The following is a 15,474-nucleotide window of genomic DNA, read 5'->3' on the forward strand; positions in this document are numbered from 1 at the left end:
AAGCAGACTCCGCGTCCGCTTGTGAAGCTATCGCTTTAAGTTCATCAATCTAGGGCCACTGGACACTGTGGTAATTTTAGCCTTTCCCGAGCAGACGGGATATCGAACACAGCTTAGGAACGCTCCATAACGTCCAGACCGTTCAGTCAGCCAGCCATCCTTGCAGTCCGGACATGTCGGGAATGTGGTGCTGCAACGACATGTAAGACTCGCTGTTCCGTCAGCATGACGCGGCAGGCCTGCGCCGCAGGATGGACAAGCCGGCAGCAGGTTTCCACAATGTTGGACATGCTCGCATCGATACCGGATGCGCCCATCCTGGCCGCGCACGTCGAGCAGCCGTCCACCGCATTCGCCGCATTCATGGGGTCGCGCCTCACCTTCCGCTGCACCCGCAACGGCGTAGGCTGGATCATTAATCAGCTCGGTGATGAATGACGAAGGGCGCGACTTTGACGCCATCATTGTCAGCGTGTGCCGGGCGCGCGTCATTGCAACATACATGACGCGCCGTTCTTCCGCATTTTCGAATGCCTCGGCTTCCGGCGACACGAGGCTGAGCAGCGGGTCATCTACGGTCTCAGAGGGAAAGCCTGTTCGGCCGCTGTCGACATTTAACAGAATGACGTGATCGGCTTCGAGCCCCTTTGAAGCGTGGATTGTCTTGTACGCGATGCGTAATCGGGGATAACGGCGCTGGAGATCTCGCATATCAGGTTCAAGGAAACGGTACCGCCCCAACAGCAACACCGCTACTGTTTGGGCAGGATCAATCTTGGCGGATATTTCATGGAGTACATCACCCAGCGCTCTCTGGTCCTCATCCTTCGCCACCATCCGGATCTTGATGGCAGGTTCGGTTGTCGTCCCGGCGGGCACGATCTGTTTGGCAATCTGGGCCGGGTTCTTTAGCACGAAGGTTCTGGCCGCGAATGCAATCTGATCCACAGACCGGAAGGTCCGACCAAGATCAACTGCTCTGTGCACACCGCTTTCACCGGCGAAAATGCCGCCGAACTCCGAACCGAAGTAGCGCATCAAGTGGATGTCCGATCCGGCGAAGCGGAAGATCGACTGCCAGTCGTCGCCAACGGCAAAAAGACGTGCGTTCGGATTTTGGCCTTTCAACGCCTTCACCAGCCGGGCGCGGCTCTGGGAAATGTCCTGAAACTCGTCGACCAGAATATGGCGGAACGGGCTCACATATCGGCCCGTCTCGGCGTAGTGCGCTGCCCGCAAGATCATGTCCTCAAAGTCGATCCGGCCGCCTAGCCGTTTCTGATACTCGGCGAAGACGGGCGCGAAGACCGCCAGGAAGGCATCGCTACGCTTGCCAAGCTTCATGCGTTCGGACTTGGCGTCACAGTCGGCCAGACTGTAGCCACCGCTCTTGAACTTGCGCAAAAATGTCCCGAGCAGTTGCGAGAAAGTGTCGACCTGCTTCAGCTCAATGACGCGATCGAAAATCATGTCGGCAGGGAGCGGCTTCAGCGTCACATGGGGTGCCAGCTTTGCCTCCAGGCTGGCCAGCAATCGCCCTTCCTGCTGCTCATAACTGTAGGTTTCAACCAGAGTCGTCTCGTGCTCGGCGTGAACCTTGCGCTTCCACTCCATACCGGCCAGGTATTCGTCGCGGTCCACGAAGGGCGCCGTCATCAAACGCTCGGTGCCATCGGGCAGTTTCTGACGACGGACGCCAAAGTGCTCGATATAGACGCCACTTTCGGTCAGGCGAAAGTCCGGACAATAGTCACGGCGTCCGGTTGCTTTGATCTTGTGCTCGTAGTCGGGTTCGTATTCGTATTCGATGCCGTTCTCGTAGAGCCAATTGGCAATTTGCAGTTCCTCGTAGCTTTTAACCTTCTCGCCCTGAAGGGTGCGCAGATCCTGCTTTTCCAGATGGCTGTAGTAGGCGTGCTTCGATGTGAAGTCCCATTCGGTCTTTGGCTCTACGAGGAAATGGGCAAACCACTGAATGATCCCTCTCGACACCTCGGTAAGCGTCTGGACGAGATCCTTCAGGATCTGTTTAATCAGGTTTATGAAGGCCAGATCATCCGTCGCGTGGTCGGCAAGCGCTGGCTTGCTACCTTCGACCAAGCCTATGATGTCATAGGCGAGCGCGTGGAAGGTCCGCGCCACGATCGGCACACCGGAGCGAGCCTCGACTCTTTCCGACATCTCAGCGGCTGCATTTTTGGCGAAGGCCAGCAACAGAATCTCGTCAGGCTTGCGAATTTCGGCCTTGACGAGATAAGCGGCCTTCGCGGTGATGACACTCGTCTTGCCGGAGCCAGCGCCCGCGAGGACAAGTGTCGCGTCTTCGTCAACGACAACCGAAAGCCGCTGTTCAGCCGTGAGCGGCTTGCTCTCGATCGTATCGAAGAAATCCTTCCACCGCTCAAGCTCGGTCGTGACATATGTTGCAATGGCGGCCGACCGTATCGCCTTCGGATTTAACGCGAAATTTCTGATGCGCTCCACGCAGGCCGCCGCCTCTGGACCGATGGCGTCCGGGTTCAGCTTAGAAAGAAGTGAGGCCTCCAGGGCCAGTGCATCATTAAGGACCGGCGTGATTACGCAGGCAGCGGGATAAGCGGTCGGTCGTGCCAAGTTGAGAATTTCGGAATGGAGTACGGCCAAGCGGTCCGCTTCGCGCTCCAATGCTTGCAAGTTGAAGTCGATCCATGCCGATTTGACCGTGTCAGAGAACAGGCGCGCATCCGCAAACCGCGCGCCGCGCAGTAGGATTTCCCGTCTGCCAGACATCGACAAAATGGCCGTGGCTCCAAATATTCCCTTCTCGACGGACGGAGGTGAGGCCAAATCCTCAAGCGAAATAGTCGATATCTGGCCGCGTTTCGTTATGAGCACGTTCGTTCCGGAGAGCTCGAACACGCGGGCGCTATTCCCGAGTGGGTTCGCGAGTAAGCCGAGCAAGTGGCGCTGCTGCAATCGATTCAAAACATTGGCCTTACCTATCCATGATCTATTCTGATGTGCACTTTAGCAGCGGGACGCGCAGAGCACACATGGAATGCAATTCGCTTCCACAATTTCCTGCCGGGAGACGCACTATTAAGAAGCATTCGATCCACCGGAAATTATTTCCGTACAATGCTGCTGCTAGATCGGCTTGCCTCGATGTTCTGAAAGAGAACCTGTCCAAGAATATTGAGCCCTAGGCTTCAGCCGATAGGGCGGTAACTGGGGCATCGAGACGTTCATTGGCCGATAGATGACGGGGCCATATTTGGGGCCGTAAGCCGACTGGCGGCATTTCAGTGGCGAGGCTTGAGAAGCAGACACGCGACGGATGTCGAATAAGGTTTGATTTTTCGTCCGGCGACCTCTCGGCAACACTCAGCGAGTCAGGCCGAAGCGTCCGGTACTGTCCCTCACCATCGCGGTGCCGCCGGACCCAGGTCTCATGGTTCGACAAGGCTAATGAAGACCGTACCACAGGTGCAGCGGACGGCCTCTTTCGGCCCGCGCTCGGGTGAGACCCGCAACAGACTGCCGCAATCCCCGCAGTGGAAGATCGACACCAATGCGCGGTACCCATTTACGACGGGCATGAAGTCCGATTTCGAGAGTGCCGCCCAAGCATTGTAATGGACGGCCGTGTTCACCTGCCACTGATCGACGTTCGTGGCGGTTCTAGCATCCACGAAAGCCGCTTCGAGCACTTTGATTTCTTCGACCAACTCGGCCTTGTTCCACTTCCCCGCCGCTACCCGACCCTTCTTGTAAGCATCGCCGAGCGCGGCGATGCCGTGTGGCAGCGTGTCACCAAGCATGAATTGAGCATCCGCTCGGAACTCGACCCGCGCCCGTAACCGGTGACACACCTCCTCCCCGAGATATTCGAGATAGCGGCGAAGCGCCCCAGCGGCCGCTGGCACGTCATCGAGAGACAGATAGCTGTCGATTTCCGCCCAGACGTTTTTGGTATCCCATTCTGCCGGGCCATGATCCACATCCCATTTGCGGAAGCGAGCGCTCGCTTTTTGGCCGATCAACCCTTCACTCGCCATGTGTTTAAGCCAGATTGGATCATGAGTCGTAAGAACGAACTGGGTGTGCGGAAATTCTGCCTTCAGGAGGCGCGAGAATTCGCGGCGATGGCCGGCATCGACGGACATCAACACGTCATCGAGGACCGCGATCGAGAATTTCTTACCAAGAAGATGGTCGGTAAGGGCCAGATATAGACACAAGCCCATCCCATCCTGATGGCCTTCGCTGTGATAGGCACCCGGTGGGAAAAAACCGCGACCATAGAAGTCTACATCGAGCGCGAGCCGTCCCGGATCTTGTTTGAACTGGGCCGCAAACGCGCCCTCGTCATCGTGGTTGATTGCTCGATAGAGTTCTCCGAAGCGCGCCTTGACCGCGTCGAAGATTGTCTCGAGGCCGGATGTAACGGCATCGCCAAACGTGGAACTTGCGGCGGACGCGAGTTCGGCGCGCGCTTTTGCAGTAACCTCGGCTTTGCGGAATTTGCGCCAGCTATCCAGCTTGCTCTGCGCGATGACGAGATATTCGCGGGCAGCATCCTGTGTGGACGGGTCAGGAAGAAGGGCCGCAACGGCATCGAGTGCAGCGATCTCATCGGCCAGGCCCGCGAGTTCGCCGGCGACAGCAAGCGCGTCTTTGGTGGCATCGATCGGCAATAATTTCCGAAGTGTCGCTGCGGCGCTCGCCTTGCTTTGAGCTGCGGCGAGGAGCTTCTCGACAATAATGGGCGTCTTCCCGGCGCTTGCCCATTTTGCTGCGGCTTTGAAGGCTGATGCTGCCTGATCGAGAGCGTCGGCGATCGGATCCAGCGTGTTCTCAAGTTCCTGGCGCTTCATCGTAGCTATCGACAAGGCCGTCAGTTTCGCAGTCACGATGGTCTGGAACTCAGCCAGTTCAAAATCGGTGCCACAAACCGGACATTCGTCATCATAGAGTGCCAGCGCGGCCCGCAGCATATTCTCTCGATTGGCACCCTGGAGCAGACTGACATCGGCTTCGAGCGCGCCAATCTTGATGCTGGCAGTTTCGAGGAAGTCGGTAAACGCCTTGGTCGCGAGCCCATCGCGACGCTCGCGAGCGGACTTGAGTTCGGTCAGCATCAGCGTCTTGTTGACGGCCACCGAAGTGTCACTGGTCGTGGATTGGAGGCCCTCGCGCACGGACGTCGTAGCACTGAGCTCGACCAACGAGTCCAATCCAAGCGCAGTCCGGCGCGTGTTTACAGCAACGAGCAATAGTGCCAAACTGATCTTCGGGATCCCGAGGGCCAATGCTAATTCGGATGCAGCATCAGCAGCGTTGCGGAGAGCCGCCTTTTCATCGCGTATTTCGGCATTGGCGATCTTCGTCAGAAGAGCGCGAACTGTATTGAGTTCATCGAGGCGAAGGAGGGCTTGGACAAGCTGTGAGCGGGCGCTTGGCTCGGCCAGAACGAACTTGATGATCTCTCGGCGCGAGAGGACAAATTCAGGGTGGGCGGCAAGCTCCGCCAACGCTGCCCGGACGGTCGGATCTTCAGGCGTGACGGTCGGCACCTTGGGATGTTTGACCGTTCGGCGGATCGTTGCGGTCTTTCCCGTCGCGGTGATAATGACCTGGGCCTCGACGCAGGCATGCTCGGGCGTGCTGTCAACGTGCGGACCATGTTCGTTTACGGAAAGCCCGCCTGTACCTTTGCCCGCCAAGCGCGAAATGTCCCCGGTGAGCAAGAATTCGATCGCGTCAACGACGCCGCTCTTGCCGCTCCCGTTTGGACCGCAGACCGCGAAGTTGTTCGTATTTAGATCGAGCGTAATCGAGCGAATGCCCCTGAAATCATTGATGGTAAGCAGCCCGATCTTGATCACGCGTCGCCACCTTCGAAAAGGGCCGCCCGCAGGGTCGTTTCGGTCCGCGCGCCATCAGTGATAAGTGCCTTGCGCAGCCGTTCAGCAACGGCCGTTCGTTCCGGCTGTAGCGCAAGTGCGTCGGCAAACGAACCAAATACCTGATGAACGATTGGGATGGCACCAGCCTGTGCCGTTCCCTCTGATCCTTCGCTCGACGTGTCTATCATAGCGTATGACTCCCCCCGATCATGTTACGCGCGATTGCGCGGGAAAGCTATCTAATCTGCGCGCATGACGAAGACCATCGAACCTCCAAGGCTACGCGCTCCGGCATCGGTTCGTACTCAAAGCTGTTCATGTACAAATCATCGTCCCAGCCGCTGCCGGCTTCTCAGGCCGATCATATGTTGTAACATCTGACGACGCTGACCTGGCGGCAAATGGATGCCTCACAAGATGCTGATACGGATTGTGCCCCAATCTCATAACGTCCGAGACCTATAGAGATAGTGCGAACGGCAGCTTTTGGGATCGCCTGCGTTGGCGTCGAACGTCCGACTTGAGGGCGCAAAGCTGCCGGGAGCCCTACGGCCGCCTCGTCGCAAACGTGAGGTCGGACAGCGGAAATTATTTCCGCCAGCCCGCCCGGTTGACTGATGCCCAAAGCTAGGGCACAAAGGTGGCATCCACGGTCGCTCGCGATGGGAAAACAGAGGGGATTTCAGGACTTTTCAATTAAGTCATTGAAATCATGTGAGAATCCAGGTTCCCCAGCCAATTGTTTTTACAGCGTAATTCCTCGTTTTCTTTCAGAACATCTATGGTCAGTTGGGAAACTTTGTTCTCTCTTCGAGCTTCCTAATCGCGTTTTCGCCAAGCTCTGGGTCTCTGTTGAGGTAATTGGAATCAAGGATCGAACGAACATCGCGCAGGCTGTGGCCGCTGATTGTCGCAATTTCGGCTTCCGTGCATCCGGCAAGCGCAAGGCGCGTGACGGCTGTTCCCCGCAAATCGTTGAACGTCACACCGACGACACCAGCCGCCGCGCACACTTTACGCCACGAGGATGAAAAGCCGCCCGAAGTCCAGGGCGTACCATCAAGCGTTAGAAGCACATGGCCTACCTTTTGCCGGATCGGGTCAAGCATCGCCTTAAGCGGCCCGCCCACAGGTATCACCACCCGCGCACCTGTCTTTCCTTGCTTAAGCCGAATGCGTTGCCGGCAGTCCCGGTGGCGTTCGCTCGGAAGTAAGATCTGGCGCCATCGCTGTTCAGGAACGTTGCGAGGTACTTGGGCAGAGCTTTCCTCTCATCCGCCCTGATCCGCATCATTAAGTCCGGAAAGATAAACTCAGATGGCGGTCCGTCGAAAATGACCGTAGTGACGAGAAGCTCGAGGGAGTTTGCTCGCTGAATGAGAATATCATTAACGAAAAGCCAGAATTTTGAGTGTTCCGGGAGGTTGTCGCTGTCTGCCTCCCATCCGGCGTCAACGAATTGGACGTCGATCAGCCGTCGGGTCTGGCGCTCATCTAGTTCCAAACGGCTGGCGGCCTGGAGGCCGGCCTGCTTGAATTGCATCTGGATCTGTGCGGGCTGCGCCTCGGCTGCCTTCTGCAACTCGGCGAGTTTGCGGGAGAGCGCTGCCTGATTGGCCTCCATCTCGACGGCCGTCTGTTCCCACACGGCACTCTCGACGGAAGCTTGACGGGCCAGTTCGTCCGCGGCCGCTCGGGCCCTGGCAAGCTCTTCGGCAGAGGCATGGGCCGCAGCCAGCCTCTCCTCCGTCTCACGAACCTGTGCACGCAGGGCGGCGAGCTCGGCCTGCGTTGCCTGATCGGTTTCGGTTGAGGGTTTAGGCGGGACGAACGGACCCGGTCTGAAGTTCGGATCACGCCCAAAGGTACGGCGATACAGGTCGCTAAAGCGCTACAGAACTTCAGCGCAGCCAGCGCCTCGGCAGGAGATCCCGCCAGGCTGTGAGCGGCGCTGTTGCCGCGTGTACGAATCGCGTGGAATATATTGGCGACTTCACGCGGTAGCACTTGCTGGGCCGAAAGCCTGCGAAGCAGATCATTCGTTGTGTCGCGTGCGGCGGGATCGTAGGTGCCGGAAAGGGCGGCGATTTCCTTGACCATGTATTCGCCGAACTGGCGGCTCTTGATCAGTGAGGTATTGGCATCTTCGGAGAAAAACCGTTCCGCAAGCATACCTAAACGATATAGTTCAGGGCTGATCTCTTCCAAATGACCGAAATTCGCCGACACCGCCCCACCCAGATGCTTTGCAATGCTATTCGGCGGAACATGCCATAGGTTGCCGAAGCTGGCAAACTAGAGTTGTGGCGACCAGCCGATGAAGAAGGTCACCGATCTGCGGAAATAATTTCCGGGACATCAAGGCAATACTCTTCCCAGAAGCGTTCTATCCAAAGACACTATTGGTGCGAAGTTCGTCGCCTCGAGCGTGTTGGGGAGTGGCCTCGTTGGGAGAGACGCAGATGTTCGGCTGTCTCCGGTTAACGTCTGACATGGGGCCGACAACAGACCGTCCGGATCTGGGGCGAGAACCGTCGATAACGGACTTTCACGAGGGTGGTGCAGGCCGTTCAAACCAGTTTCATGCGCCAGCTTTCCGGCTGACCGCTTCCCTCTTTAGTCGTGGCCTCAAGTCGAGACCTCTGACCATCAGCCTAACGGCACCACCTAGCTCCCGCTCAAGCCGCTGGGCCTCAGCGCTGAGAAAGTCGATAAGCATCGCCAACGACATCTGCGCATTTGTGTCCGGGTGCCTCCAGCTACGGTCGGAGTTGACGGTGATCATCAAGCATCCGGACTTCGAATGTTCGGCCGCCATATATTTAGTGAGCAATTGATCCTTGAGCGCGCTGTGCAAATCTCCGGCCGAGCGATCTTTTTCACCAATCTTCAATTCGATCGTCGCCTGTTGCGACGACGACGTCGACCTGAGGCGAATATCGGTTTCCTTCTCATCGGCCGTGGCCGCTTCCTGATCGACGGTATAGAGATGATTACTCATCGTATTGAGCTCGCGAGCGGCCGCTCGCCGCATAATCCTTTCATCCTTGATCAGCGCCCATTGCTCGCGGGGCGAAGTGTCTTGCAAAAGGACGTCATCAATGTCGTCCAAACGGTCGCGCAGTAGTTCAAACATAGCGTCGCGCATGTTTGGCGGCGCTTCGCCATGCGCGTCGAGTGTTTTGAACTCCATGTCCGACAAGATGGCGGCATCGGCCTCTTCTGCTGCCTTCTCTACTGCCAAAATGCGACCTCGATCCGCGAAATGGGCAAGCAGCGGATCGTCGATCATCGCCATTTTTGTAACCCAGCCCTCAGTACCGCTGAGATCGAGTACTGCGCCTAGGAGATTGTTTCTTGCGTTCTCCGCATTGTCACGGGTGTCTGGCGTGTAAGTTCCCTCGTGCCGAACATCGTCTGATGGGCGTACATGCCGGTAAGCCAGCTTAGTGAGCCGCAATCGCAAGGCCGGCGTAAACCCTGGGGCCTTTGGGTAGACTCTGTTGTTGTCCCGTCCGAAGAGCCGGGCGAACCAAGTGACAGCATCACTGTCTTTTTCTGGTACGACATCGGCGAGCCCTTCTTCCAGAAAATCGGTGGCCCTGGCAGGGTTGAGCCTAAACAAGAGGTGCAACCAGCCTCGAGCGCCGGATACATTGATACCTCCCTCCAGGAAACACGCGACCGCACTTTCGAGAAATGCACGGTCATCTTCGTTCCCCACCTTCAGAACGATCTCGATGGCGTGGTCGGTGACGGTCTCTGAGGCTCGCACATTGGAAGTGGAGCCGCTCAGCATGGTCTCTAGCCACAGCCTGATCCGAGGCAAGAACACGGCTGCGACGGCAGGGGACGCATAATTAATGTCCTGAAGCACATGGGAGTGGTCTTCATTGGAAGTGTCAAAGAGCGCGTGGCTGATTTCTTCGCCCAGAACGTTGTCGATCGCAGTGGGATGTGCCGCTGCAATGGCATTGAGCCAAGACGGAAAGCCATTGAGCTGGATGGGTGCGTAGCGACAAGCAAGCTCAGCTTCTTGTGGCGAGAGCTTGATGGCCCAGTTGGGGTCTTCGGCCTCTGCTTCGATTGCCGCTAGCCCAAATTGCCATCGGACAAGAAACGTTCCTTTCTGGCCGTCGGGTCGTTCGCTCCGAAGCGACGGACGGTCGTTACGCCAGACCTTAAGCATGGAATCCCGGAGCCTGTCGGCCACCGCCTTACCAAACTGCTCTTCGATGAAAGCGCGGTTCCATCCGGCGGATCTACTTTCGGACCCAGTCCGTTTCATCACACACCAGAGGTTCCAGGCCGTGCCCGATGCACGAGTATCCTGAAAAAGTTGCTCAGGGTGATCGATGATCTCTTGCCAAAAAGCGACCCAGCTCGCATGCGCTTTGGCGGTGTCACGCTGCTCCTTCCTTTGACGCTTGGCGTGCTCGCGCTCGTGACGAGCCATGTCATCGCTGAGAGGACGCGGCTTCATCATCTCTTCAAGCATCGTCGTCAGTTCTGCCGAGTCCAGCACAAGAATGCGGAGGTTTTCAATCGTTGGTGGCGCTTCGTTGTGTCGATGCAGCAGCCCGGTGGTCAACGCCCATAACATCATCTGGCGGTGGATCAGCGGCTCGTCCGGGTTGGCGAGCCGACTATGCACCCAGTCCAAGTCTGAGTCGGGTGTCAGGGTCATCCCGCCGCCACGGGCAATTGTGTAAAGGCGATGCCACGGGTCCGGCTCCGGGTGCATGCCAGACAAGAAGGCATCCTCCGCCCAAAACGCTTCTTCCCTTGCCCTTGGTCTGAGTTCGGCGATTGCTTTCATGAGCGATACCCGGCGGTCGTTGTCCCCACGACGGCTGCCGTTCAGCCTCAGGACCAAGAGCGTGGACGTGAGCCACGCCGATGTTCGGACCCCGAGATCTGCCTGGCGACGGCACACAGCAAATAGCGCTTCAAGTAGGTCTGGACGGTTCGTCACCAGGTGCGGATGCCGTGAGGGGTCCCAGATTACTCCATTCTTGACGAGCTGCGTCAGCAGTGAGCGCAGGTCATCCAGGTCGACGTCCGTACTTGCCAATCCCTCGATCAGGTTCGGAAGATGGTAGGTAAGATGGCCGACGGCACCTTTGTCCTCGCGGACGCGCGCCAGAATATTCCCTAGAATGGTCAGCGGCAGGTGCTGCGGGAAGAGATGCACAAAGCTTCGGCGGGTAACCTCGTCATTCCAGAGGTCAGGCCGCGAACCCATGCCCTCTGAGATTGCAGCGAGCCTGGGGTCGTTTAGTGCCACAAGGACGCTTATGGCGGTGCTGCGCAGCGTGGCGGGTATGTCTTGGTCCAGAGCTACTTCGTGAGCAATGTCGGCGCATTCCGGAATGGGGCCGGCGGCAATGAGATCAAGGACTAGATCACGGACCTCGTGATTTGGTATGCCAGCAGTCCAATGCCTCTTGATCGTGTCGGCAAGCTCGGGCGAAGCAAAACGGCGAACTTGAATGTGCGGAATGCTAAGCCCTCGCCACTCCCCTTCTCGGTACCTCGAGATAAAGGCATCAAGCGCTCGGATGCGTTGGTCGGGCCTCAGGGATTGCGGGTCCCCAAAATCCAGCACGATCGGAGGATCGCGGCTAACAATTTCATCGAAGACGCTGTCGCGCGACAGGGCAAGCCATGCCGCAACGGGACGCACCGAAGGGCGTACCACAGGCAATCCTTGAGCTGTCTCTGTGAACAGAAGACGCTTGATGGACTTCATCGGGACGCCGCGCTGGAGAAGCGCCTCCAAGCGAATTGCCGCGAGGTACTCGAGAACAGAGCGGTGGTGGAACCGGACCCGCCCATAGCTGGCAAAGCCAAACAGGGGGCGTTCCAGGAGCGTTTTGTGCTCGTCAGTGGAAGCGTCAGGAAGCAAGCGCGACACATCAAGTGCAGATTCACTCGCTTCGACGTCGTCCGAGCTGGCATCATGCCGCAAGGTCAGCTTTCGCATCAAGATCGCGGCAAGCGCTAGGCGGCTAGCGAGCGTCTGTGCTCTCTCAAGTGAGAGCTCCGTCCGTTCCTCACGCTCGGCGTTCGGCTTTAACTTCGTCGCAACGTTAGACTCTACCTGATCGCGGTGGCTCCTGATGCGCTGAAGGTCGCGCCAGTCCGCACAAAGTTCCACGAGATCTTGGGGGCGTTCGGCAAACTCCTCGGCATTGCGGCGCTGGATGTCGCGTAAGAGATCATCGGGATTGGTGACGTGCTGGGAGACAGCCAAGGCCCGCATCTGACTGGTCGACAATGGGAGTAAGCCAACATTGGACCATCCTTCACTTTCCTGGTCATCGTCAGTTACCTGCGGTCGGCTGTGCCGCATCGCTATCTCGGCAAAGGCGCTCGCTCCTGCCGTGACGGTTTCGGGTTTTGGGATCGGAAATTGGTCGACAATCAACTTCCGGTCGAACGGGACCGGGCGGCTGGTCACAATAACACGGACGCGGGCCAATTGCCCATCCACTAGCTTCCTAAGCCTGCGTAGCGCAATATCGAACTTACCGCGCGTGAGCTTCAGTTCGTCTATTGAGTCAAGGAAGAAGGTCGCCACGTCGGACTGAGCATGCTTCCAATTTTCGAGGCGTTTAAACTCCTCGCCAGAGAGTATTTCTTCAATGGGCGTGGTTGCGAGAACCGATAGATCGAGGAAAAATGCGGCCTCGCCGTCGTGCCACAGCTTCTGCTGCTGTGTGCGGCACTCATAGGTCTTCCCGCACCCTGCCTCCGAGACAAGTAGCACTCGTTTGGAGGACAGCAGGTCATCCCACTTTAGTTCTTTTCGCCAATACGCTCGGCGTACGCTCGAAATGGCGGTTCCGAGATCAGCTAATTCTTCGTTAGTCAGGCGGTAAAAAGTCCGATCGAAAACTGCCTGGCTATCTGGTGTTGGGGTACTCATTGTTGCGCGCCTGTGTTGGTCGGCTAAAATCAAACTTGTTCAACTCGCAGTATTCGGCACGGCCTGAGCTCTTAATACCATCTTTCTATAGCGCCCACAGGTCGAGACGACTATTGACGATACTCGTAGTTGTATATGCGCCAAGGCGATTTCCGCATCTCGACAGTGTTTCTCATGCCGATCTTTGACCTTCGGCCTGCCACCGGCGTCCGGATCCGACATACCCGACAATGTCCAGACGATAAAGATCTGTGATGTTTTCTTGGCACTTGTCGAGCCGCGGCCCTACAAGAAAAATTTCACACCTGAACGGGTTGCCGCGCATTACGGAGTTTATTTTTGCCTTGATGCCGAGAGCACACCGCCCAGTCCCGAAGGACGGGAAGAAATAGCGACCGTGCAGCGCATTAAATCTCGATTGCCGCGTGTGAACTGATCGTAGTAGTTCAGTTCGGTTTCCCTGTGCCTCGAATCCTGCAATTTTAGGATTATGCAGATTTGGCTTGAACGGGACTGTCGTCAGCCGGTCCAGTTTGAGGAAGGACTTGACGGCAAGCCGGGTTGGAGTCGCCGTTGGAACTCGACGAGAAGTTGCGCGACAAGACATAGACAAACTCAGGCATTGCACAACCGCATTACAGGACTCGACTCTAGAGGCACTGCTGGGCACTATCCGTGTTGTGGGGTGGAGATATTTAGATGATAGACGACCTATCCGTCGCGACGTCAGCCAGTTTCTATTCGATACGAAGGAGACTGTCAGACAAGGCCGTAGAAGATTTATTTATTGCGCTGCGCGCCAGCCATGGCGTTACAGCGCACAACGAGTTCAAGCATACGCGCGAGCAGCTCGATGGCGCTCGATGGTCTGCGTTATGTTTCAGATATGAGAGCCCACCTTCGTTTCTTGAGGATACGACGGAAGTCAGGGAGAGTCTTTGCGGATTGGTCCTGCTAATTGAATACCAAGGCCACGCAGCGGTTCTGTCATCCCGATTGAGCCTCCCGGCTTCATTCAAGACGACACATTTCTCACCAGTTGCGACGGCGCGGGTCGAAGGAGCAATCGCAAAGGCAGATGCGGTTTTCCAGCGCATGACGATGCGCAACATGTCCATTTCGCCCTACGCAATGCGAGCCAAGACTGTCGAAGCACAGAACCTCGCCAATGTCGTTGGGCCGGCAGGAAGCAGGCGTTATGCGCCTCGCACCTACAGTGTGATTGTGAGTGGCACGCAGACTACCGCAACACCAAGCACAGGCCGTATCGGCATTCGTTCAGCGCGCGCCGATCTTCCAGGCATCTTGACCTTCGCAAAAGGCGTTATCGACGCGCTCAGTGTGGATAATGCGGACGTCTCACCGTTCATCAAGTCTTTTGCTCGACCAGTGTCATTGGCTGAAGCCCTGACGGCGGCGGTGCCCATCACAATGGCGATTGATACGAACAGGTTGTCCGACGCCGTGGGCAATGACGAAGCGGGCATACGGCTCATTCGTCTAGAAGGCGATGCGGCTGTCGAACTCCCCGCCACCGAACTGATGGCGTTGATGGAACAGCTCGATCGCCCCCTGAACATTGAAGGGGATGAACGCGTCAGGATGGCACGTGAACCCGCAACGGGAGATCAGGCGGCATCGGTCAGCCTTAATAAGAACCGAATTGCCCTCCGGTCCCTGGCCTTACCTCCGGCATCGGATGTCTACGTGGACCGGAGCAGCCAGAACGCGGGGGAAGATGACGTCCGCCAAACGCTGCGCGAATACCTCGATGAAATCAACGCGCTTATCGTTCTCTTTGACGATGTGCGATTGGCCTATATAGATGGGCAGGTCTTCCGGGACGAGACCCTATTGGACGGCGGTGAATCATTCTTGCGGTACTTTTCTGCTAGCGCCTCATTGAACCCAGTTACCAGCGAAAAAGGGGAATTCGCTGCTGGACAGACTGCCTTTGATGCCACGTCAAGCTTTGGGGCGATTGTCGATCACATTGCTTCTGCCGATCCGATTTTGCTGTGCGACGATCTTGGAGATGAGTGGGCTGACTTTATCGGAGTTACGGACGACGCGGGGCTTACGCAAATCTCGTTCTACCACGCAAAACACGGAGCGCTTTCCCTTGGTGCCAGCCCCTTCCATGTGTCGGTGAGCCAGGCAACCAAGAACCTGGGTAACATGACATTTCCCGAAGGGCGCCTCGCGGCAAAGCTGGGATTGTGGGGCTCTACCTATAACGCGCCGGATCAGGAAACACAGATTCCAAGAACCATACGCTCGAATGCTACTGATCTTGCGGTCGCGCTACGTCGTGCAAGAACGACTCCCGATGCGCGACGACGCGCTGTCATTGTGACGTCGTCGCTCAGCCGTCAAGCGGTCGCGGACGCGTTTATAGCCATTCAAGCCGGTCACAAACCTGCACCGTCCTTCGTACAACTCTACTGGCTGCTACAATCATTCTTCTCGGCATGCACGGAAGTCGGCGCAAACGGTGTGGTCGTTTGTCGGCCTTGAGGCGGTCCGGGCTGGTGCGAGGCGCGTTGCGTTGAAGGTTACTGACGGCGCAAGTGGCGCGGGATCGCCCGAATTCTGGCAGATAGCTTCCCACCCGGTTTCCACCTTGCGGCTGGTGGGGTGCGTCGTCAACTTTTG

General features: G+C 57.2%; 7 protein-coding genes and 1 pseudogene. 1 reads left to right on the forward strand and 7 read right to left on the reverse strand.

Features of this window, described 5'->3' with window-relative positions; all coding sequences use genetic code 11:
* Positions 1-27: 27 nt before the first annotated feature.
* From BJF95_RS07230 to BJF95_RS07255, 7 genes and pseudogenes are all read right to left on the reverse strand, one after another.
* The gene (locus tag BJF95_RS07230) at positions 28-2,898 is read right to left on the reverse strand and encodes a UvrD-helicase domain-containing protein (RefSeq protein ID WP_245297257.1); all 2,871 of its coding nucleotides are present in this window, start codon (positions 2,896-2,898) and stop codon (positions 28-30) included.
* 530 nt (positions 2,899-3,428) lie between these two features.
* Positions 3,429-5,867: an AAA family ATPase gene (locus tag BJF95_RS07235; RefSeq protein WP_075638742.1), complete on the reverse strand. Its 2,439-nt coding sequence runs from the start codon at positions 5,865-5,867 to the stop codon at positions 3,429-3,431.
* Entirely contained in the window at positions 5,864-6,076 is a 213-nt protein-coding gene (locus BJF95_RS07240; protein ID WP_075638743.1) for a hypothetical protein, read from the reverse strand. The genes BJF95_RS07235 and BJF95_RS07240 overlap by 4 nt, the downstream gene beginning before the upstream one ends.
* 597 nt (positions 6,077-6,673) lie before the next feature.
* Positions 6,674-7,030, reverse strand: coding sequence for a site-specific integrase (locus tag BJF95_RS07245; protein WP_245297258.1), 357 nt, complete (start codon positions 7,028-7,030; stop codon positions 6,674-6,676).
* The gene (locus tag BJF95_RS24340; protein ID WP_245297268.1) at positions 7,024-7,536 is read right to left on the reverse strand and encodes a restriction endonuclease subunit S domain-containing protein; all 513 of its coding nucleotides are present in this window, start codon (positions 7,534-7,536) and stop codon (positions 7,024-7,026) included. The genes BJF95_RS07245 and BJF95_RS24340 overlap by 7 nt, the downstream gene beginning before the upstream one ends.
* A gap of 329 nt (positions 7,537-7,865) precedes the next feature.
* Positions 7,866-8,060, reverse strand: a pseudogene (locus BJF95_RS24345) (hypothetical protein); the annotation flags it as partial.
* A gap of 409 nt (positions 8,061-8,469) precedes the next feature.
* Positions 8,470-12,819, reverse strand: coding sequence for an NACHT domain-containing protein (locus BJF95_RS07255; protein ID WP_075638926.1), 4,350 nt, complete (start codon positions 12,817-12,819; stop codon positions 8,470-8,472).
* Positions 12,820-13,518: 699 nt separating this feature from the next.
* Between BJF95_RS07255 and BJF95_RS23630 the strand changes: the two genes are divergently transcribed.
* Positions 13,519-15,336, forward strand: coding sequence for a hypothetical protein (locus BJF95_RS23630; RefSeq protein ID WP_083638728.1), 1,818 nt, complete (start codon positions 13,519-13,521; stop codon positions 15,334-15,336).
* Positions 15,337-15,474 lie beyond the last annotated feature (138 nt).

The sequence above is a fragment of the Rhizobium oryziradicis genome, assembly GCF_001939045.1.
In the GTDB taxonomy this organism is placed as follows: domain Bacteria; phylum Pseudomonadota; class Alphaproteobacteria; order Rhizobiales; family Rhizobiaceae; genus Allorhizobium; species Allorhizobium oryziradicis.